Genomic DNA, 21224 nt, shown 5'->3' on the forward strand with positions numbered 1-21224 from the left:
CTCAGGCCTCCTCGGTGATCGGGGCGGCGTCGAGCAGCGCGTCGCCGGGGGCGGGCACGGAGGCCACGGCGGCCTGCGCCACGGTACCCGCGGCCACGGTCTCGCGGCCCAGGAAGCGGCGGACGGCGCGCATCTGGCTTGCGTAGCCCGTGCAGCGGCAGAGGTTTCCGGACAGCGCGCGGCGGATCTGCTCGTCGGAGGCGTCGGGGCAGTCGCGCTTGAGCGCGAGCACGTTCATGATGAGGCCGGGCGAGCAGAAGCCGCACTGCTCGGCGCCCTCCTCGGCCATGCACCTTGCGAACTCGGCGGACTCGTCAACGAGCCCCTCGAGCGTCGTGACGTAGCGGCCGTTCATGCGGCACATGAGCTCGGCGCACGAGAGCACGGGCGTGCCGTCGAGCCAGACGGTGCACAGGCCGCAGTTGGTGGTCTCGCAGCCGCACTTGACGCTCTTGAGACCGCGCGTGCGCAGGAAGTCGAGCAGGCGCATGTCGGGGCGGACGTCTGCCGAGACGTACTCGTCGTTGATGAAGAAACTTACGAGCATGAGGCGTCGCCTCCCTTCGGGGCCTGGGTGGGTACGGGGTCGTGCGCGGGCGCGGCGTCGCCTGCCGAGGCGGGCGCGGACGGCGCGGCACCTCCGTGGTGGCCGGCGCAGACGGTGCGCGGGGCAGGCGCCACGGGATCTGGCGAGGGAGCCTCGAGGCCGGCGGCCTGGCGGATGGCCCTGCGTCCCAGCTCGCGGGCGAGGTGGCGGCGATAGCGCTCGCTGCCGCGCATGTTGGACCCCATGGGCAGCTCGGAGAGGCGCTCGCACGCGGCGTCGAGCTGCTCGGGCGTGAAGTCGTCGGGAAGCGCGAGGCGCTCGCCCTCGAGCAGGCGGGCGCGGGTGGGTCGGGCGCCCACGGCCACGTGCCAGCCGTCCCAGCGCGCGGCGCAGACGTTGAGCACGGGGAAGTCGGTGGCGCTCCGGCGCACGGCCGCAAAGCTCGCCGCGTAGTCGTGCTTGTGCACGATGACGTGGGCGAGCACGTCTCGCTCGTAGGGCATGTTGACGAACGACGCGAGGCTCACGACGCCCGCGCCCGCAAGCTCGACCTCGCAGTCGAGCGCGAGCAGCGCCGTGAGGACGTCCGAGAAGCCAAAGCGCCCAAAGACGCTGCCGCCCACCGTGGCGCAGTTGCGCATCTGGGTGCCCACGATGTCTCGGACGGCGTGCTCGAAGACGTGGCACGTGGCGTCGTTGAACGCGGCGTGGGTCTCGAGCTGGTGGAGTGTGACCATGGAGCCGATGACGAAGCTGTCCTCGGTCTCCTCGATCTTGTCGAGCCCACAGGCCGACAGGTCGATGACGGTCGAAATGCGTCGGTCCTGCAGGCGCAGCCACACGCCGCCGCCCAGGACCCGGTTCATGCGCCCCTTGCGCAGGAGCTCGTACGCCTCCTCGACCGTCTCGGGGCGGGCGTAGTTCTTGAACTGAAGCACGTCTCTCCTTCGCTCGCGCGTATCCGGCAGCGCCGAACCAGCCGGCGCACGGGGTGAATCCGCCGCACGCCATGGACCCATCTTCCGGGCCGCGCATTTCAAGGTTGGGATTACACATGAATCCTAAAGCAAAACGCGCAGGTACGCGATACCCGCGCGTCCAAATTCACAGCTTCTGGGCCGCAATTCGTTGTTCTATTTGCGCGATAACGACATCTTCCGCAGCTGCGACGACACGCTCGACAACCTCGGCACCGACCACCTCGACCTCTACCTGCTGCCCTGGATGCGCGAGCATGGCGTGGCCCTCATGGCCCACTGCCCGCTCGGGACGGACAAGGCACGTCACAAAGCGCGTCACGAACTCAGAACGTTTCGAGTTTGTGACGCGCTTTGCACACACTACTTTAGTTTGCTAAAGTACAAGCCATCGACTTTAGCAAACTAAAGTGCGCGAGAAGCATCGCCGCCCGCGCGCCTAAGGAGGACACCATGAACGCGAACGCCCAGCTCTCCCGCCGTCAGTTCCTCTCCCTCGCAGGAGGCCTCGCCGCCGTCTGCGGCCTGGGCCTCGTGGGCTGTGGCGGCTCCGGCACCAGCGCCGCCACGACGGCCGCTGCCAGCACGGATGCGGCCACGGACGACTCCGCCAACATCACGCAGCTCACCGTGGGCTTTGACCAGGCCTACCCTCCCTACGGCTTCGTGGGCGACGACGGCCAGTTCACCGGCTTTGACCTCGACCTTGCCGCCGAGGTCTGCAGCCGCAACTCCTGGGACATCCAGCTCGAGCCCATCGACTGGGACGCCAAGGACACGCTGCTGAGCTCGGGCGCCATCACCTGCATCTGGAACGGCTTCACGATGGAGGGCCGTGAGGATGACTACACCTTCTCCGAGCCCTACATGCTCAACGGCCAGGTCGTCGTCGTGAAGAAGGACTCCGGCATCGCCAGCCTCGCAGACCTCGCCGGCAAGGCCGTCATCACCCAGACGGACTCCGCGGCCCTCGAGGTGCTGCAGGGAGACAAGGCGGACCTGGCCACCACGTTTGCCTCGCTCGAGACGATCGGCGACTACAACACCGCGTTCATGCAGCTCGAGAGCGGCGCCGTTGACGCCGTGGCCTGCGACCTTTCCATCTCGCAGTACCAGCTCGCCGCCAAGCCCGACGCCTACACCCAGCTCGACGAGGCCCTCTCCAGCGAGCACTACGCCGTGGGCTTCAAGAAGGGCTCCCAGCAGCTCGCCGACAAGGTGACCGAGACCCTCAAGGCCATGGACGCGGACGGCTTCGTCAAGGACCTGTGCGACAAGTACGCCAGCTACGGCATCTCCTACGACAACTGGCTGCTCAAGTAGCGCACCCCTCCCCTCAGTCGGCGCCGGCGACCCATTCCAGACGGCGCCGGCCTCTCGCAACTCCCGGCGCCACGCGGCGCCCAACCCACGCCACAAGGAGACTCACGTGGACCTCGCCACGATGACAGGCATGCTCGTCCAGGGCTTCGGCACGACGCTCGCGCTGTTCGCCCTCACGCTCGTCGGCTCGATTCCGCTCGGCGTGCCGATTGCCCTGGCACGCATGAGCCGCTTCCGTCCGCTCGCGCTTCTCGCGCGGGCTTTCATCTCGGTGCTGCGCGGCACCCCGCTCATGCTGCAGATGTTCGCGATCTACTTTGCGCCGTTCTACGTGTTCGGCATCGAGCTCACGCCGGCGTCAAAGTGGCAGGCGTGCGTCGTGGCGTTCATCGTCAACTACGCGGCCTACTTCGCAGAGATCTACCGCTCGGGCATCCAGTCCGTGCCGCGCGGCCAGTACGAGGCGGCCGAGGTCCTGGGCTACTCCAGCTCGCAGACGTTCTTCCGCATCGTGCTGCCACAGGTGGTCAAGAAGGTCCTGCCGTCCATGGGCAATGAGATCATCACGCTCGTGAAGGACACGTCGCTGGCGTTCTCCATCGGCGTGGCCGAGATGTTCTCCACGGCCAAGGCCCTGGTGGCCTCGCAGGTGAGCATGGCGCCGTTTGCCATCGCGGCCGTGCTGTACTGGGTGTTCAACTTCATCGTCGAGCTGGCGCTGGGCGCCGTCGAGAAGAAGCTCGACTACTACCACGACTAGGAGCGCGCGATGACCACACAGACCCAGGCGAGTGGGCAGGCCCCCGTCTTCTCCATGCGAGACGCGAGCAAGTCTTTCGGCAGCACGCAGGTGCTGCGCTCCATCTCGCTCGACGTGGCCCCCGGCGAGGTCGTTGCCATCATCGGTCCCTCGGGCGGCGGCAAGTCCACGCTGCTGAGGTGTGCCACCACGCTCGAGCGCATCGACGCCGGCAGCGTGGCCTTCGGCGACCTCACCGTGGCAGACACGAGCGCGGACGGCACCGTGACCTACGCGAGCAAGGAGCGCCTGCGCCAGGCCAAGAGCCGCTTTGGCCTCGTGTTCCAGAGCTACAACCTGTTCCCGCACATGACGGTGATGAGAAACGTCTGCGACGCGCCCATCGCCGTGCAGAGGCGCCCCCGTGCGGAGGTCGAGGCCCAGGCGCGGGCGCTGCTCGCCAAGATGGGGCTCGCGGGCTGCGAGGGCAAGGTCCCCTGCCAGCTCTCCGGCGGCCAGCAGCAGCGCGCCAGCATCGCGCGGGCGCTGTGCCTCAACCCCGACATCCTCTTCTTCGACGAGCCCACGAGCGCGCTTGACCCAGAGCTCACCGGCGAGGTCCTCAAGGTCATGCGCCAGCTGGCCGTGGAGGGCATGACGATGATCGTCGTGACCCACGAGATGCAGTTCGCCCGCGAGGTGGCCACGCGCGTCGTCTTCATGGACGGCGGCGCCATCGTGGAAGAGGGTACGCCGCAGCAGGTGCTCGGCGCGCCCACGCGGCAGCGCACGCGCGAGTTCCTCGCGAGGTACAGCGGGTAGCGTCGAGCACGAGGAACGCGCGCGAGCCAGCCCCCCTACTCCCCGCCCGAGACGTTGGAGTAGAGCGTCTTGACGCTCACGCCGGGGAGCGCGCCCACCTTGCCGGCAAGCGCCGATATCGTGTCCTGCGGCGCATCGAGCACCACGGAGATGACGCTCACCCCGCGCTCGCGATACGGCAGCCCCATGCGCCCGATGATGAAGCGGCCGCACTCGTGGAGAAGCCCGTTGAGCGCCTCGACGCTGTCCATGTCCTCCACGATGACGCCCATGATCGCAACCCTCGTCACGTGCCACTCCCCCTCAAAACGTTGCCCACCCCCTCCCGTCGCCGGGCGGGGCTTTAGCACGCCTCCACGTCCTTCCTGAGTATACCCAAACATCTGTTTGGTCTCTTCATACCAGCAGCCGTGCTCGGCCACCGGAAATCACAAGCGCGCACACGCGCTTTGCCCTATTCTGGGAATGTATGTGCCAAGACACGCGCGGGTGCGCCAGCCACGCCCGCGGCCGAGCGCGAGGGGAGCCTTCATGGAGGCCTACAAGGAAGAGTTCATCAAGTTCATGGTCGAGTCCGACGTGCTCAAGTTCGGCGACTTCACGCTCAAGAGCGGCCGCAAGTCCCCGTTCTTCATGAACGCCGGCGCCTACGTGACGGGTTACCAGCTCAAGAAGCTCGGCGAGTACTACGCCCGCGCCATCCACGACAACTTCGGCGACGACTTCGACGTCCTGTTCGGGCCCGCCTACAAGGGCATCCCCCTGTCCGTGGTCACGGCCATCGCCTACCACGACCTCTACGGCAAGGAGGTCCGCTACTGCTCCGACCGCAAGGAGGTCAAGGACCACGGCGCTGACAAGGGCAACCTGCTGGGCGCCGAGCTGCACGACGGCGACCGCGTGGTCATGGTCGAGGACGTCACCACCTCCGGCAAGTCCATCGATGAGACCTACCCCAAGGTCACGGCGGCGGCCAACGTCGAGGTCCGCGGCCTCATCGTGAGCCTCAACCGCATGGAGGTCGGCAAGGGCGGCGTCACGACTGCCCAGAAGGAGATCGAGGCCCGCTACGGCTTCCCCGTTGCCTCCATCGTCTCCATGGCCGAGGTCGTCGAGGTGCTCCACAACCACGAGATTGACGGCAAGGTCGTCATCGACGACGAGCTCAAGGCCCGCATCGACGCCTACTACGAGCAGTACGGCGTCAAGGAGTAGCAGCGTCTGCGCGAGAAGCGCGAGAACGACTGCCGGCCGCATCGGCAGGACAGCCGCCACGGACGGCCACAAGAACCACAATCACCGCGGGCGCTCGCCAGGCAACTGGCGGGCGCCCCTTTATGTAACGGGACACAGCATGCTCAACCTGCTCATCATCGCCATCGTCTGCTTCCTTGTCTCAACGCTGGGCCCGCTGTGCGGCATCGGCGGGGGCGTCATCATCAAGCCCATATGTCCGCGTGCCCCCCAACCCGCGCGAGCCCCATACCCAGGCACGCGACACCAGTGCAAGGCCTCTCGTCCACACCCTTGCTCCCCCGTTACCAAAACGATACGTTCAAGCAGCAGAAATATGGGTATAAGCACCTAACCCGAGCGTAACGACATCGTCTCCGCGCACCATGCGGACACCAAGGGGGCATCCATGAACTACTCGATCGTCTTCTCGAGCCAGACGGGCAACACCGAACTCGTCGCCAGGCGCATCCGCAAGACGCTGGGCGAGGAGGGCTGCACCTACTTTGGCACGCCGGCGGACGCCCCGGCAGGGACCACCCACGCGGACGTCGTCTTCGTGGGCTCCTGGACCGACAAGGGCACCGCCTCGGCAGACGTCCTCGCCTTTCTCGGCATGCTCGACCACGCCCGCGTCTTCCTCTTTGGCACCTGCGGCTACGGCGAGTCCGAGGAGTACTTCAACGCCATCCTCTCGCGCATCCGCGAGGAGCTGCCGGATTCTTGCGAGGTGGTGGGCTCGTTCATGTGCCAGGGCAAGATGGGCGAGGCCGTGCTGGACCGCTACCGCACCATGCTCGCCGAGGCCGAGGCGGGCAGCCCGGAGGCCAAGCGCGCCGCCATGCTCATCAAGAACTTCGAGGTGGCCCGTTCCCACCCCAACACCGACGACCTGCGCGCCCTCGACGTCGCCCTTCGCGCCGCCGGCCTCGCATAGCGCCGACGCACCCAGCGTTCCCAGCACGGATTTTTGCCCTTATGCCAGCCTATATGCTCGCATGGGGCTGTTTTTTGCCTCCGAGCCGTCCAAAACCACTATCACCCCCTTCTCAAGCAGCTTCTTGAGCGCGTAGGACACCGTGCTTCGCGGCAGCCGCGTCTCACTCGCTATCTCTGCCGGCCGCGCCTCTCCCATCTTGCGAATCGTCTCGTAGACGACCAGTGACGACCCCGAGGGATGCCAGGCCATATCAACTCGATGCGGGAAGGATAAGCCGCTCGCCTCCGTTCGCACCCGACGCTCCTGACGGCCCGTGTCTCGTGCCTCATCCAAGCTTGCGGCCGCAGAGCCGCGTCGCCTCAACGTCACAGAGAACAGACTCGGCCTGTCCACGATAACCGGCGGCTCCATATCGGCGGCCCTGAGCTCCTCCTCGACCAGCTGAAAGCCGGTCCCACGGTTCTCGGCAACGAACCCCCCGCCCTCATAGGGCGTCGACTCGAGAAGCTCGGAAAGATAGCGGTTGCGCGTCGACGACGCCCCCACCTCGCCCAGCGAGTCAACCGTCACCGCTCCATAGAGCCCACCGGGACTCAGGACCTCGAGTCTGTCCTCATACATGTTCACCTGAACCTGAGAGCCGCATCCCATGGGCGAGTAATCACGATGCATGAGCGCGTTGCACACGAGCTCTCGAACGGCATCGAGAGGATAGTCAGGAACGTCATAGCGAAGACCGTCCTGAAGCCTGCCCCCCGTGCGCATGTTCCTTCTCACCGCAGCCATGGTATCAAGCAAAACGGCAGGTATGGGGCCTGCCATGCTCTGGGAGTCAAGGAACTTCACTCCGGTCTCCGAGGCCCTTCTTGTCCCAGGATAGCAGGCAAAGCTCACCGTAAGGCGAGGGTAGAAGTGCTGTGGATACGTGCCAAGGGCGAGCAGCCCGGCAAGCGTCACTCCCTCCTCCCCGTCACGCGACCTTCCCAAGACGTTCAGCGCAAACAAGGCCTCCCTGTCCGAGAGCCTGGCAAATACGCGTGGGTGTATCTCTCGTTGCCGAGCAAGCAGACCGCCGACGAGCTGCTCGTCCAGGTCTTCCAGACAAGCCCCCTCGACGATCCCAAGGTCATGTTTGGGCTGAGAGCGCTCTTCCGACAAGCGGTCGATCTCATACCTGGTGAGCAGCCTATCGCCATCGCCCACACGGATAAATGACCCGGCATACATGCCCTTTGACGCAACATAGCAGGGCTTGTCCTGCGGGGAGAGCTCTGGGATCTCCCCCACGACGACCTCTGCGCCCTCAAATTCCATGACATCGATGTGTGCACGCACCGGCGGTACCAGCCGGTCGGCGCACAGCTCAGACAGGGCATCGTAGATGGGGCGAGCCCTAAAGCCAGGAGCCGGCATAAAGCCCAACTTCTCGGACAACCCGAGTATGACGAGACCACCCGATCCATTTGCCAGGGCAGACACGGAGTCGCCCATAGACTTGGGCATACCGCCAACGGCCTCCTTGACCTCGATGTCCTGAAGGTCGCCCCCAAAACGACGCATCTGCTCAACGGTCTTTGAAAGGTTGACTCCCATGGTCGCGCTCTCCAATCTCTCTGAAAGTACTTTACAACTGCTGTTCAATGTTTGTAAAGTACTATTCAACAGCATTGGACAGTTTAAGAAGTAGAAAGGAGACACATAAAAAGGACGCCCCCGCACGGGAGGCGTCCCCAGACAATCACATATGAGCGGATGCTTACTTGCTCGCGGTGCCCTCGGCGCCAGCCTCGCCGGAACCGGTAGCCTCGGCCTGCTTCTGGCCCATCGCGGCGATCTGCGCGGCGGCCACGACGCCCGCGGCCTTCTCGCGCTCCACGCGGCGCTCGGCCCACACGCGGTTGGGCAGGCCAAAGAGGTCCATGAAGCCCTTGGCTGCCGTGCGGTCAAACGTGTCGCCCTTGTCGTAGGTAGCCAGGCCAAAGTCGTACATGGAGCTGTTGGCACGCGAGCCGGTGACGGTGCAGCTGCCCTTGTAGAGGTGCAGGCGAACCTCGCCGGTGACGGTCTTCTGCGTGCTCGCAAAGAACGCGTCGAGCGCGTCCTTGAGCGGCGAGTACCACAGGCCGTTGTAGACCTGGCGGCTCCAGTCGTGCTCGAGCTGCAGCTTGGTGTGCAGCACGTCGCCCGGCAGGCACAGGCACTCGAGCTGCTTGTGGGCCATGATGATGGCCAGCGCGCCCGGCTGCTCGTAGCACTCGCGGCTCTTGAGGCCCACGAGACGGTCCTCGATCATGTCGATGCGACCAAAGCCGTGGCTGCCCACGATCTTGTTGAGCGCGGCGATGAGGTCATAGAGCTTCATGCGCTGGCCGTCGATGGAGACGGGCAGGCCGGCCTCGAAGCCCAGCACCACGTCGCGGGCCTCGTCCGGGGCGTCCTCGGGGTCAACGGTGATGGCCCAGGCACCCTTGGGGGCCTCGTTCCACGGATCCTCGAGCACGCCGCACTCGATGGCGCGGCCCCAGACGTTCTCGTCGATGGAGTAGGGGTTCTCCTTCGTGGCGTCCACGGGAATGCCGCGGGACTGCGCGTACTCGATCTCGCTGGAGCGGGTCGTGAGCTCCCAGCTGCGCACCGGGCCAAGAATTTCGAGCGTGGGGTCAAGCGCCTTGCACTCGAGCTCAAAGCGCACCTGGTCGTTGCCCTTGCCGGTGCAGCCGTGCGCGATGGCCACGGCACCCTCGGCCTGGGCAACCTTCACGAGATGGCGGCAGATGGCCGGGCGAGACAGCGCGGAGAGCAGCGGGTACTTGTTCTCGTACATGCCGTTGGCAAAGATGGCCTTGGCGATGAAGTCCTCGGCGAACTCGTCGCGGATGTCAACGTCGTAGGCGGCGACGGCGCCGAGCTTCTTGGCCTTCTCGTTCACGGCGTCGATGTCGCAGCGCTCCTCGGACGGCTGGCCCAGTGCGGCGATGCAGGAGACCACGTCGTAGCCGTCGTCCTGCAGGTACTTGAGCAGGCACGACGTGTCGAGGCCACCGGAATACGCGAGAACGACCTTACCCTTTTCGGACATGTGAGACTCCCTTTTGCTAGAGGTTGCAGATGGTTGGCTTGGCGACCCGAGGGCCCGTGCTACTCGTGGACGTTTCGCAGCTTGTTGACGAGCTGCTCGAGGCTTGCGGCCTCGGCGTCCGTCATGCAGACGACCATGATCGTGTCGTCGCCGGCGATACAGCCCGCGATGTCGGGCAGGCTCGCGTCGTCGATGGCGGCGGCCACGCCCTGGGCAGTACCCGCTTGCGAGTGGATGACCACGATGTTGTTGGCACGCACGACGCCGGTGACGAGCGTGGAGACCATGCGCTGCAGATGCAGGTCCTCGGCGAGGACGTACACGCCCTCAGGCAGCTTGCGAAGCCCCATGTCGGCGATGTCGCGCGAGATGGTGGCCTGCGTGCAGACAAAGCCGAGGGTGTCGAGCTCCTCGACGAGCGCGCGTTGGGTCTTGATGGACTTCTCGCGTACGACCTGCCTGATGGCGTCCTGCCTGTTGAAGCGCTTCTTCACGTTGCTGCCTTCCGTGCTGATATACTCCTGTTGCGCATCAATCGCAACGGAATGCATATTAGCACGGTTTCATGCGTTATTTTCGCAATTAATCGTTTCTTTAAACAGTTTTGTGACATTTTTCTTCTCGCGCTAGGGCCGGGACAGGGGCGCGGTCCGCTGCCCCACGCAACAAGCTACGAGCCAAAACCCAGGAGCACGCTAGCCTCCCGCCGAGTGCCCTACCGCACGTTTCTGCAAGCTATAAGCGCTATGACCTTCGAGGCATTCGCCTCGGCCATGTAGGCATCCGCCAGCTTGTCCTTTCCATAGGCAAACGGCTGTCCTACCGTCAGCCCCTCCAGGTAGTCAGTAAAGTAGCGCTCCCAGCTGAAGTACTTCGAGCTTTCGATGTGGCTCGAGGGATCGGCCAGCATGGCCTCGGCATCTCTCGACCCAACGATCGCCGCCTTGAGAAGAAGCCACTCGAACGACTCCGGCAGGCAGACGGTGATGTTCGCAGGGTGCTCCCTCTGCAGCTTGAGCACGCGGTCGGCATAGGGGCCAAACGCCGCGCCGTCCGCAATGACAAACACATGCTCGTCCGCGTGCTCGAGAAGCCAAGCCATGATGCCCGAGTTCGACTTGGCAGACTCGCACCTCAAGTCAGAGCCCTCAAACCTATTCGAGTAGAACCGCAGGCCAGAGCGGGAGTCCTCCGTCACAAGCACGTCAAAGTCGTGTCTCGGCAAGGCGCGAGAAAGGCTATAGCGATGGCCCTCGCCCTCCTTGTAGAGCGGAACGAACGAATGGTACTTCCCACTGGTCTTTATGCGATATATCTCGTTGACGCTATAGGGAAGGTTGCACAGCTCGTTGCGGGAGAAGATGACAAAGTAGTTGCCCGACTTCTTTGCCTCTCGCGCGAAGTCATCCGAGCCGAGGGCCTCGAGACCCTCGTCAACGAACACGATGGAATCATGCAGCCCAGAGAGCTGATTTTTCCAGTCGATGTCCGTGAGGGCAACGCACTCCCTCTCGCATTGAATGCTTACGCCTGAGCGCTCGCCCAGGCGAGTGTGGTCCGCGATCATCTCAAAGAGCGTGGTCTTGCCCGTTCCGCTGTCACCGCGCACCACCGTGAGGTTGCGCCGGACAACAAACCGGAACGACGCACCCCGCCTACGAGTGACCTTTACGTGATATGAACCCAGCATCTTGTGCCCCTAGAGGTAGTTCGAGGCCTCGCGCAGGAGGTCGGTCATGTTCCGAACGATGGCGCCACTGTTGGAGACACGAATCTTGAACTCGTCCCCAAAGTCCATGACATGATGAAGGTTGATGACGACCTTCCGGTCTCGGGCAATCCTCAAAAGCCACTTTGCGCAGTTGTCACCGCAGGTAGATGCATTGAAGACATGCGTCCTATCGAACTTGACGAGCATGAGGGTCTTCACGCCGCCAGACAACATCAGCGGTGAGATGCTGCCCAAAACCGGGCTCTCGATGAGGCTCGCCGAAACCACATCCGACTTGTCCACGTCCTTGATCATCTCAACGGACATCGGGTCCGTGATCCAAGAGTCACGGTAGGTGTTCTTGAAGTAGACCGCAGTATTGTAGATGGCCTCTGGCATGGGACCAAAATAGGCATTAAGCATGGACGCTCCTAGGAAAGCTATCTTGGTAGCCATTTTAGAGAAGTGCCGGAGGCGAGGCGAGGGCCTGCGCGTCATCGTGCGAGAACCCCTACTGGCCCTGGGCCTTGTAGCGCGCCTCCGTGGCGGCCTTGGCCGGGTGCCACCAGTCCTCGTTGTCCACGTACCACGCGATCGCCTGGCGCAGGCCCTCGGCGAAGTCCGTGTGCCTGGGCTCCCAGCCCAGCTCGCGGCGCAGCTTGGTCGAGTCGATGGCGTAGCGGCGGTCGTGGCCGGGGCGGTCGCGCACCCAGTCGAAGTCGTCCGGGTCCTTGCCCATGGCCTCCAGGATCATGCGCAGCACCGTTATGTTGTTGCGCTCGCCGTCCGCGCCGATGAGGTAGGTCTCGCCGACGCGGCCGCGAGTGAGGATGGCCCAGACGGCCGAGCTGTGGTCCTCGGTGTGAATCCAGTCGCGGACGTTCTCGCCCCTGCCGTAGAGCTTCGGGCGCTCGCCGTCGATGATGTTGGTGATCTGGCGGGGGATGAACTTCTCCACGTGCTGGTAGGGGCCGTAGTTGTTCGAGCAGTTGGAGATGGTCGTGCGCAGGCCGTAGGTGCGGGTCCAGGCGCGGACGAGCATGTCCGAGCTCGCCTTGGTGGAGCTGTACGGGGAGCTGGGATGGTAGGGCGTCTCCTCGGTGAAGCGCGCCGGGTCGTCCAGGGCCAGGTCGCCGTAAACCTCGTCGGTGGAGACGTGGTGGTAGCGGATGCCATGCTTCCTCACGGCCTCCAGCAGGCGGAAGGTGCCCTCGACGTTGGTTCGCAGGAAGGGCTCGGGGTCGGCGATGGAGTTGTCGTTGTGGGACTCCGCCGCGTAGTGGACGATGGCGTCGTGTCCGGGGACGAGTTCGTCGAGCAGAGCCGCGTCGCAGATGTCGCCCACGACGAGCTCGACGCGGTCGGCCGGCAGCCCGGCGATGTTAGCGGGGCTTCCGGCGTAGGTGAGCTTGTCGAGGACGGTCACGTGGACCCCGGGGTGGTTGTCCACGACGTAGTGCACGAAGTTGCTGCCGATGAAGCCGCAGCCGCCCGTGACGATGATGTTTCTGGGCTCGAACAACGCACACCCCTACGTAAAGAACTGGGCAAGAGAGGTCACAGCGTTAGGCGGAGTAACCCCATCCTTGTTGAAGCAGTGTATACATGAAGTTCAGTCTATTGAAGTTTGTATAACTTAATATCGCCTTGTATATAGCCGTATACGCTTATCGCGAGAATATCTCGCAGAATGCGAGACCTGCTTCTCCGCAGATTCCGGCAAGGCGTCATACCTACGACGCAACTCGCTAACAAGAGGAGATACGCCTCAAAGCCCACCGACATCCCTTCTGCACCAGCTTCAGCACCAATGCATCGAAAACGGACGCGAGAAGCAGCGACCGGACATAAGAGACAAAGACGAGCAGAGCCCAAACGCCAAGGCGCCCAAGTCAAGGCATGGCAGAGACAATGCCCAGAGCCGACCCATCGTACAGAACGGCAGCAACGGCCTTGATTGACGTGTACTGGAGCAGATAGATGGTATACGACCTCTCTCCCGTCCATCGCATGCGGCCCTTCCAAGCGCCGTCGTAGAGCCAATCTCGATGCGATCAAAGATGATGAACAGCGCGATAACGACCCAGAACCAGTAGTCGCTCGGATCCGCAGCCGAGACTCCAACATAGAGAGCGGTCACATCGAGGGCCCAGAACAGAAAACCGATGGCGACAAGCTGCTTCTTATTCTTCTTCGAGAGCAGCGGCATCATCCTTCCAAGAAATAGCCTGCGCAGAAGAAGACGAAATATCCAACAGGTACCAGATGCGTTGGAATGAGATATGTAATGGTCTCAATCATAGAAGCAGCGCCCGGCTTGCCAATCGCAACGAATAGCCACTGGCCAAAATAGGACAGGCAACTCCAGAGAGAGGCTACGAGCACAAGCTTGCACAGCCTCAACGCCCATTTGTCAGAGAGCGCTTCAAAGAATTGGCAGAGAAACGGAGCCAACACAATCATGTGTTTATCCTTAAAAGCAGGATCTAAAGAACCATTGTTAGCAACGATTAACGGAGCACCATGTCTCACATCAACTCAGTTCGCATTGACACCACGCCAAGCCTTCTCCCAACCAGCGAAGCCTCGGGGACGCCCGGCCTTCGACGCGTTCTCACCTATGGCACATTTGACCTGCTGCACTACGGTCACATCAGGCTTCTTCAGCAGGCCTCGAAGCTGGGAGATTATCTCATCGTCGCCCTGTCGACCGACGAGTTCAATGCCCTCAAGGGCAAAATGAGCTTCTACCCCTACGAGGTCAGGAAAGAAATGCTCGAGGCCATTAGGTACGTAGACCTCGTAATCCCCGAGAGCTGCTGGGAGCAGAAGAAGCGCGACATCGAGCAGTATCACGTCGATGTTGTCTGCATGGGTGGCGATTGGAAGGGAGACCCGCACTTCGAGTCACTCAAGGACATGTGCGAGGTTGTCTATCTAAACAGGACCCCTGGTATCTCCACAACCGAGGTTAAAAGCAGACTCGAGAACAAGCACTGATGGGAAAATGCCCTGCGGACGGCTTGGACACTGAGCCAAACCATCCGCAGGACGCATCATCTACTCTCCAAGCAACTCTCTCATTGCCTCGTTGGTGTCTCCTGATTCCAACTCGTCATGGTCAACGTGTTCGAAGTGAGTATGTATGTCCTTCGGCAATTCGAGGATGTCCCCATACCTGCTCTGCAGAAAGACGTCAGGATTACCTGGGGCCTCAAGCTTTACTCCCTCGAACTCCATCTCCTGAGTTGGGAACAGGTCGCTAAGAGAGTAAGACCACTGGTGCTGCTTGTCATCGTCAAGGTTGTCAATCGCCCAAACGATTGCCTTTGCCTCTCCCCCATCGCAGATAATGCCCTCATCACGAGAAACGCCAAGGTAGCGGTCGTAATAGCCCTGGATCAAAGCGGACTTCTCACCGGAGTAATAGGGGCATTCGCCCCAAAAAGCCAGGCGCTCGTCCTTCTCCATCTCGTCGACCATCTGACGGCGTAGCTCTCTCTGCCGCTCCGCCTTGGCTGCATCGACCGCAGGTGCCCAGTCGTAGATAAACAAGTCAAGGAAACAGGGAATTGAGCCATCGGCGTATAGAAAACGCACCTGGCGGCAATGGACGTACTTGTCGTAAACAACCGTAATCCTATAGCGCGACTCTTCTTCAACCACATTCATGAGACGGTCAAGATCGTCCCTCATGATTCCGAGGTCAGTATCATCATCCCAGGGAATAAACCCACCATGCCGAATAGCACCAATGAGCGTACCGAAATTAATCCAATACGGAATCTCATTCGCCTTGCACAGCGCATCAAACTCACCGAGCAGCTTGGCACATCCAAGCTGGAGCAGCCTCATGCCGCCTGTGGCCTTGGGAAGAGAGCGAAAGAAGCGCTTCTTGGCATCCTCCAACGTCTCGCCCCCCCTGCGGTAGTTTTCCCACGCGAACATCTTCATGTGCGCATCATGCGCGTCAAGGCTTGAATCAAGCAGACCATACTTGTAGTTGAGGTTCATGTTGATGCCGTTATCGGCCTGCTCCACGCGACGATAGAGTTCGCCAAGCTGACGCTTGATCTCGGCGATTTCTACATGCATCTCGTCATGCATGTCCGCGACATCGCGATGCATGGCATGGAGCGAACGCGATGAGCCCGGCAGAAACTGCTTGATATTGCCAGCTACGGACATACAGCCTCCAAGAGTTGTAATCGATTCAATAATCAATAAGGTATCAGTAACCACGGTTGCCCTGCGACTTGATTCGCTGAGAAGCAACACGGCCGCCGTGGGGAAACCACAGCGGCCGTATTTAAGCGATTTCGGACGGGCTACGCCTCCGTCGGCTCCACGCCGAGCTCCCTGCGCACGAGCTCGAACGCGGCGGCGATGGCCTTGTCCATGTCGTAGTACTTGTAGCCGCCTAGGCGCCCGGCAAAGACCACGCTGCCCTCCTGAGCCGCGAGCTGCTCGTACTGCCTGTAGAGGGCCTCGTTCCTGGCGTCGTTGATGGGATAGTAGGGCTCGTCGCCAGGCTTCCAGTCAGCCGGGTACTCGCGGGTGATCACGGTCTTGGGCTGGTCGCCGAACTCGAAGTGCTTGTGCTCGATGACGCGCGTGTAGGGCACCTCTCGGGCGGTGTAGTTGACCACGGCCACGCCCTGGTGATCGGACTCGTCGAGGACCTCGCTCTCGAAGCGAAGGCTGCGGTACTCGAGCGTGCCCAGCCTGAAGTCGTAGAACGCGTCGATGGGGCCACAATAGATGGTCCTGGCGGCGATGTCGGGCTGCTCGGCCACGAGTTCCTTGTACTCGACGCCGCAGCGCGCCTCGACGCCCTCGAGCATGTTGGCGACCATCTTGGTGTAGCCGCCCATGGGGACGCCCTGGTAGCGGTCGTTGAAGTAGTTGTTGTCATAGGTGAAGCGGCACGGCAGGCGCTTGATGATGCTCGCGGGAAGGTCCTTGCAGTCACGGCCCCACTGCTTCTCCGTGTAGCCCTTGACGAGCGTCTCGAAGATGTCGCGGCCCACAAGGGAGAGCGCCTGCTCCTCGAGGTTGGCGGGCTCACCGATGCGCTCGGCTGCCACTTGCTCCGCGATCTTGGCACGGGCGTCTGCCGGCGTGACGACGCCGGGCCACATCTTGGCGAACGTGTTCATGTTGAACGGCATGTTGTACATGTTGCCGTGGAAGTTGGCCACGGGCGAGTTCACGTAGTTGTTGAACTCGGCGAACCGGTTAACGTACTCCCAAACGTCCTTCATCGAGGTGTGGAAGATGTGGGCGCCGTACCTGTGGACGTTGATACCCTCAACTTCCTCGGTGTAGACGTTGCCGGCGATGTGGTCGCGGCGGTCGATGACGAGGACGGACTTGCCGGCCTTGCGTGCGGCGTTTGCGAACACGGCGCCGGACAGGCCGGCTCCGACGACGAGGTAGTCGTACTGGGACATGCGTGGGCTCCTAAAATAACTTGCGGGCATTTATTTACTGCGAGTCAGCTTCTGCCAGATACTTCTTCCAGAAGCCAACAGATGTCAGCTCATCTCTACAGGCAGCGTATTTGGCATATAGGTGCGTTTTGTTAGCCTTAAATTCCTTAGCAGCCTTCTTATAACGACTCCATACCTGCTTGAAGCGCTCCTTGTCATAGTGGCGAATAGCGCCCTTTTTATTTGCCATATCGACTACGATGAGCGTGTCGACATCGCGAATTTCAGCCGAGGGATACACCCATCCAGCGGCGTCAATCACAGCAACCTTGCCCTTGCGAGACTTGCTTTCGTCAACAAAACGCTGCCCGTTAAAAGTGATGAGGTCCTTAGCGGCCTCTACCTTGCCGCGAGGTCCACCGCAGTTGAGATTCCACTCTGACAAGTTTTCGAGATCAACCCCAAGTTCTCTCGCCTGATGAAGGAGATCTTCAAGTGGAACAAGCTTCTCCTTTTCCTTGTTAGCCTCAATAAAACGCCTCTCAGCAACAGGATGCTTAATGAACTCAGGGCCCCTCAGGAAGTCTTCAAGTCCCTTAACAGCAAGAGCCGCATCGTCATAGTTGAACTTCTTAAGATCAAGCTGGACCTCGTGGTGAATTTCCTTAAGGAAATCGGACAGCGGAGCCATTCCAGTAGTTGCCTGGCAAATTAGTGTGTTGCGACTAACCTGATAGCGTTCAACTGCAGCGCTGTACTTATATCTGAACTCGTTGTGCCATACGCATATGCCGTTCATCGTCATGAACCTAGGATTGCAGCGGAGCGAGTACTCGGCATCATCAGAGCGGACGAACAGCGGAAGGGGCAGACCGCATTTCTCAATCGTTGATACGGGAACAGCGCAATACCACCAGCCGGCATACTGCTGCTTGGTATCGACCCATGAATCCGTCGGCGCCGTATAGGCCTCCGTCTCCACCACATCATGGAGGTTAGTCATATAGCCACTTGGCTTAAGAGGAGAGAAATTGCCCGTGGACGTGAAGAATCCAAGGTCTTCCGTCCGAAGATTCGGCTCCTCAAGGCTCATCATGGCACCAGACAAGAAGGCGTCCTGATAGTCATCCTTGAGGAGACTGAGCAGATTGAAGGTACGGATAAAGCTCTCGGGCAGAACCGAGACGTCATCGTCCATCAGCAATACGTGGGTTGCTTTTGGCGACTGCTCCATCGCCAGAATCATTCCATATGCAAACCCACCAGAGCCGCCGACGTTAGGATTCTGGTGAATCACGATCCTATTCGAATCGCCATCTTCAGCTGGCAACGTTCTGCCGTTGTCAACAACATGGAGGGTTAAATGATTCGCGATAGGCTCGTCCGAAGACAAAACCCCATCACGAATCAGACGAATATTCTTTCTGATATAGTCTTCTTTTTTAAACGTCGTACTCGCAATCGCCAACTCGACATTTCGGATTGCTGACCGGTCAACATCGGTAAAGTAATACGCGTTACGTAAGCATACTTCGCCCGACGTCTTAATCGAAAAAGCATGGAGAACTTCGAACTCAATTGGATTCAACTGGATATCAAGAGAGACCCATTCGTCTGACGCCCGGGCTTCGCGCTCACCGTCAATTACAATTTGCGAGTCCAGATCGTAGGAATTCGCAAAACGCTGGCAGAGCTTAAACGATGACCCCTTGTATTCAAGATGCAGGTAGAACGTTTTTGCGACGGTATACTCAATCCACTTAGTAATTGAAAGAGCGTTGAAGTAAGTAGTGAAATCAAATTCTCCACAGCACAGCGCAAGTGAGTTATCTACGAACTGAAAGCTCGACGTTCCAGAAACTGTCTTATATAGCATGGAAGGATAGTTCTCGAAAACGGAATCCCCCCCAAGCAGACAGTTTGCAAGTTTGAATCTCATTTGTCCTCCAAAGCGCATCCTCATTGAAATGCGAGTCAGATGCCAATTAAGCCAGTGGTCATTAATACCAGCACCACTTAATGCAACCTCGCATTTATAACAAACCATTTTATAGGGTGAGGCCGCGCAAAATCCGGGAGAAAAAAGACTCATCGCCAAGCCTTGCAGCTCAGCTGCGTCTTACTGAGACTCAATCGTTTATTAGTAGTAGAGCATCTACCACCTTATTGGACTATGAGTCCTAATCGCATAGCCTTTATAAGGCCGTAAGCCGATATAGCCGTATATCTCCCTTGGAGTAGACGAGCTCGAAGCCTGGTGTCTCGGGAGTTATGCTCTGAATTCCAGCCCAATCAGAATCTTTATAGTTAAATGCAAATGTGCTCGCTTCCATTGGGGTGGCACCAGAATCAAGCTGCAAGACATAACGTATATCTAAATCCGCCATCTTTTTCTTAATAGCAGAATTCGAAGTGTAGTCAGCAGCATATTTACTAAAGCACGCATTCCCGTCCGTACCAAATCCTGAACCACAGGTGCGATTCAGGACATTCACGCCACAGGCGGAGTAAAAAAATGCACTTCCGTCCTGAGCGTTGTTCAAAACCAATCCCCCATCTGAAGCTATAGAGGCAATGTCTTTCCCAACGTCAAGCTCCTCTTTATCCAGCATTAGAGTTTCTGACCGGTCATCTCTATGCTGAAAGGTCGATAGAGAATACAAGGATGACAGCGAAGCCCTGGCGAAGCTGATTGCAGAGGGCAAATTGATGCTACCGTACAAGCTCACATCCGGGCCAAAGGAAAACGCGACAAGCAACAAAGCGATTCCGGTTCCCATCGCCTTTGAAGATGCCTTCGTATCTTTCTTGCTCTCAACATAAATTATGACATCGGAATAGATGCATCCAGCTCCAGATGAAAACAGCGGGACCATCGGAATAATCAGCATCGCTGCGATTCGCCTTGAGTCCGTATACCAAAAGCCGCCCAGCAGCTGCTTTAACCAGCCATCAGCAGTGACATCAATGCAGTAAACCAACGCAACTAAGAACGTTGAGGCTATTAACCAAGAAGAGCCCTCTCTTCTCCTGATACACGAAAAGGCGCCAATAACCACAAGAAAGGCAACTATGGGCTGCGAAGGAGACTCTGTAAGCGACAAGCCGAGAACCGCAGAGAAAGCTTGGGATGGGGCCATAAAGGCACACCACGTAAAGCTAACCGTGCCTTTCAGGAACGGAAGGTTATAGCTAATCAGCCAAATGCCCAAGATAATAGCAAGAGTAGCGACAACGACGAGGGACTTCCCTTTCCACGAGAAGGCCTTGAATGGAGGAACGCTAATTGCAGCTTTGATAATGAGCGGAATGGCCAAAATCCCAACTGAAAACAGCGCGCTGGGATGGCAGAGCGACACCGTGGCCAATCCCGCTACGCTCAAACCGAAATAAGACATGTGACTTGCATTGTGCCAATCAGCCAGAGATATAAAAGCGGACAGCACGGCAAGAACGAAAGACAATCCCACCAAATATGTCTGCAATGGGCCAAATATCAGCAAGCCCCACGGGAAGGCATAGAAAACAAACGGAGAAAAAACACCAAACAGTTCTGCTTCCCTATTGCCAGGGAAAGCCGACTTAATGAGCGATCGAGCTGAAAGAGGAAGTACAAGAAATAGAATGTCGAACACAACAATATTTAGCGCTTCTGGTGCGCTGCAGCCAAACATATTCGCCGCAAGCGCAGCTATCGAATGGAGAACCGCTGGATAGTATGAAAGACCCTGGAACAGTTGAGGCGTATCGAGATAAACCGACGAGAGAAGCGGCCCGTAACAATCGGTTTTAGCAAATGAATTGATTAGTGAAAGCGTGTGCGCATTATCGTACTGAGGAATAAACGAGCCCAGGCCATCCAGGTTCTTGACATAAATCCATGTAACAAGAACCAGAGAAACAGCTATGTATAGAGGTACCGTCGAAGAACTCCATGCCCCTCGATTGAAATAATGACGCATATTTGATCGATTTACCCATACGCCCAGAGTGGACAGGACAGTCAAAAGAATTACGTACCCATACCAAGGCACGCGCCATCCCGCCAGCTCAGTCGCTGTCATCGCAATCGTAAGGACGATGATGCTAAACGAAGGAGCGAGCGCAAGAATTAGGTGCGGTTTGGCGTTCAGTCTCGAAAACCAAACCATTCCTGGAACAAAAAGCAGTGCACCCAACAGAAACGCCCAAAGATAAAACAGCAGCCAGCCCAGCAAAATTCCCCGCTCTCTCGGAACTTCCATTTCTATTCATATGCAGTATCTTGGCACCAATTCAAACAGCTAGCTACCATAGATATCATGGGACGTATCGAGAGTGATGGATACATCCCTCTCCTCACATTACTCCTCTTGTTTATTGGCGCATTTTCCGACAACGATCAGGACCGATGCCACAACAAAACTCGTCCTATTATTAGC

19 protein-coding genes are annotated in these 21224 nt (G+C 59.5%); 6 read left to right on the forward strand and 13 right to left on the reverse strand.

Annotation, left to right across the window (positions count from 1 at the left end; genetic code table 11):
- Position 1: 1 nt before the first annotated feature.
- Entirely contained in the window at positions 2-547 is a 546-nt protein-coding gene (locus tag Pcatena_RS06015) for a (2Fe-2S)-binding protein (protein WP_126422552.1), read from the reverse strand.
- Positions 538-1485 carry an FAD binding domain-containing protein gene (locus Pcatena_RS06020; protein WP_126422554.1) on the reverse strand — a complete coding sequence of 316 codons (948 nt, stop codon included), beginning with the start codon at positions 1483-1485 and terminating at the stop codon, positions 538-540. Before Pcatena_RS06020 ends, Pcatena_RS06015 begins: the two co-directional genes overlap by 10 nt.
- A 492-nt stretch (positions 1486-1977) precedes the next feature.
- Between Pcatena_RS06020 and Pcatena_RS06025 the strand changes: the two genes are divergently transcribed.
- The 3 genes from Pcatena_RS06025 to Pcatena_RS06035 all read left to right on the forward strand — a co-directional run bounded on the left by Pcatena_RS06025 (position 1978) and on the right by Pcatena_RS06035 (position 4408).
- Positions 1978-2847: a transporter substrate-binding domain-containing protein gene (locus Pcatena_RS06025; RefSeq protein ID WP_126422556.1), complete on the forward strand. Its 870-nt coding sequence runs from the start codon at positions 1978-1980 to the stop codon at positions 2845-2847.
- 106 nt (positions 2848-2953) lie between these two features.
- Complete coding sequence (locus tag Pcatena_RS06030; RefSeq protein WP_126422558.1) at positions 2954-3607, forward strand: amino acid ABC transporter permease; 654 nt, start codon at positions 2954-2956, stop codon at positions 3605-3607.
- Positions 3608-3616: 9 nt separating this feature from the next.
- Positions 3617-4408, forward strand: a complete 792-nt coding sequence (locus Pcatena_RS06035) for an amino acid ABC transporter ATP-binding protein (protein WP_232619837.1) — start codon at positions 3617-3619, stop codon at positions 4406-4408.
- A gap of 35 nt (positions 4409-4443) precedes the next feature.
- On the opposite strand, the gene Pcatena_RS06040 is transcribed toward Pcatena_RS06035, so the two are convergent.
- Complete coding sequence (locus Pcatena_RS06040) at positions 4444-4698, reverse strand: TM1266 family iron-only hydrogenase system putative regulator (RefSeq protein WP_232619838.1); 255 nt, start codon at positions 4696-4698, stop codon at positions 4444-4446.
- A gap of 241 nt (positions 4699-4939) precedes the next feature.
- On the opposite strand from Pcatena_RS06040, the gene pyrE reads away from it, so the two are divergent.
- On the forward strand, positions 4940-5623 hold the full coding sequence (gene pyrE / locus Pcatena_RS06045) for an orotate phosphoribosyltransferase (RefSeq protein ID WP_126422561.1): 684 nt from the start codon (positions 4940-4942) through the stop codon (positions 5621-5623).
- A gap of 427 nt (positions 5624-6050) precedes the next feature.
- Positions 6051-6578: a flavodoxin family protein BilS gene (gene bilS / locus Pcatena_RS06050; RefSeq protein WP_126422563.1), complete on the forward strand. Its 528-nt coding sequence runs from the start codon at positions 6051-6053 to the stop codon at positions 6576-6578.
- 39 nt (positions 6579-6617) lie between these two features.
- Here the strand turns inward: bilS and Pcatena_RS06055 are convergent, their stop codons facing one another.
- The 6 genes from Pcatena_RS06055 to rfbB form a co-directional block, all read right to left on the reverse strand.
- Positions 6618-8174: an ATP-binding protein gene (locus Pcatena_RS06055; RefSeq protein ID WP_198433389.1), complete on the reverse strand. Its 1557-nt coding sequence runs from the start codon at positions 8172-8174 to the stop codon at positions 6618-6620.
- A 163-nt stretch (positions 8175-8337) separates the two neighbouring features.
- A complete protein-coding gene (locus Pcatena_RS06060) occupies positions 8338-9660 on the reverse strand; it encodes an argininosuccinate synthase (protein WP_126422565.1) in 1323 nt (440 codons plus the stop codon).
- Positions 9661-9719: 59 nt separating this feature from the next.
- Positions 9720-10211 (reverse strand): arginine repressor, encoded by a 492-nt coding sequence (locus Pcatena_RS06065; RefSeq protein ID WP_126422567.1) that lies wholly within the window; start codon positions 10209-10211, stop codon positions 9720-9722.
- A 164-nt stretch (positions 10212-10375) separates the two neighbouring features.
- A complete protein-coding gene (locus Pcatena_RS06070) occupies positions 10376-11350 on the reverse strand; it encodes a P-loop NTPase family protein (RefSeq protein ID WP_232619840.1) in 975 nt (324 codons plus the stop codon).
- A 9-nt stretch (positions 11351-11359) separates the two neighbouring features.
- Complete coding sequence (locus Pcatena_RS06075) at positions 11360-11794, reverse strand: DUF4869 domain-containing protein (protein WP_126422569.1); 435 nt, start codon at positions 11792-11794, stop codon at positions 11360-11362.
- A gap of 88 nt (positions 11795-11882) precedes the next feature.
- Positions 11883-12893, reverse strand: coding sequence for a dTDP-glucose 4,6-dehydratase (gene rfbB, locus Pcatena_RS06080; protein WP_126422571.1), 1011 nt, complete (start codon positions 12891-12893; stop codon positions 11883-11885).
- Positions 12894-13894: 1001 nt separating this feature from the next.
- On the opposite strand from rfbB, the gene tagD reads away from it, so the two are divergent.
- Positions 13895-14371, forward strand: coding sequence for a glycerol-3-phosphate cytidylyltransferase (gene tagD, locus Pcatena_RS06085; protein WP_126422573.1), 477 nt, complete (start codon positions 13895-13897; stop codon positions 14369-14371).
- A gap of 60 nt (positions 14372-14431) precedes the next feature.
- On the opposite strand, the gene Pcatena_RS06090 is transcribed toward tagD, so the two are convergent.
- The 4 genes from Pcatena_RS06090 to Pcatena_RS06105 all read right to left on the reverse strand — a co-directional run bounded on the left by Pcatena_RS06090 (position 14432) and on the right by Pcatena_RS06105 (position 21047).
- Positions 14432-15559, reverse strand: coding sequence for a LicD family protein (locus Pcatena_RS06090; RefSeq protein WP_126422575.1), 1128 nt, complete (start codon positions 15557-15559; stop codon positions 14432-14434).
- A 140-nt stretch (positions 15560-15699) separates the two neighbouring features.
- Complete coding sequence (gene glf / locus Pcatena_RS06095) at positions 15700-16824, reverse strand: UDP-galactopyranose mutase (protein WP_126422577.1); 1125 nt, start codon at positions 16822-16824, stop codon at positions 15700-15702.
- Positions 16825-16858: 34 nt separating this feature from the next.
- Positions 16859-18742 carry a glycosyltransferase family protein gene (locus tag Pcatena_RS06100; RefSeq protein WP_172596396.1) on the reverse strand — a complete coding sequence of 628 codons (1884 nt, stop codon included), beginning with the start codon at positions 18740-18742 and terminating at the stop codon, positions 16859-16861.
- 256 nt (positions 18743-18998) lie between these two features.
- Positions 18999-21047, reverse strand: a complete 2049-nt coding sequence (locus Pcatena_RS06105) for a DUF6541 family protein (RefSeq protein WP_126422581.1) — start codon at positions 21045-21047, stop codon at positions 18999-19001.
- Positions 21048-21224 lie beyond the last annotated feature (177 nt).

Origin of the sequence: Parolsenella catena (assembly GCF_003966955.1) — a bacterium.
Classification (GTDB): Bacteria; Actinomycetota; Coriobacteriia; order Coriobacteriales; family Atopobiaceae; genus Parolsenella; species Parolsenella catena.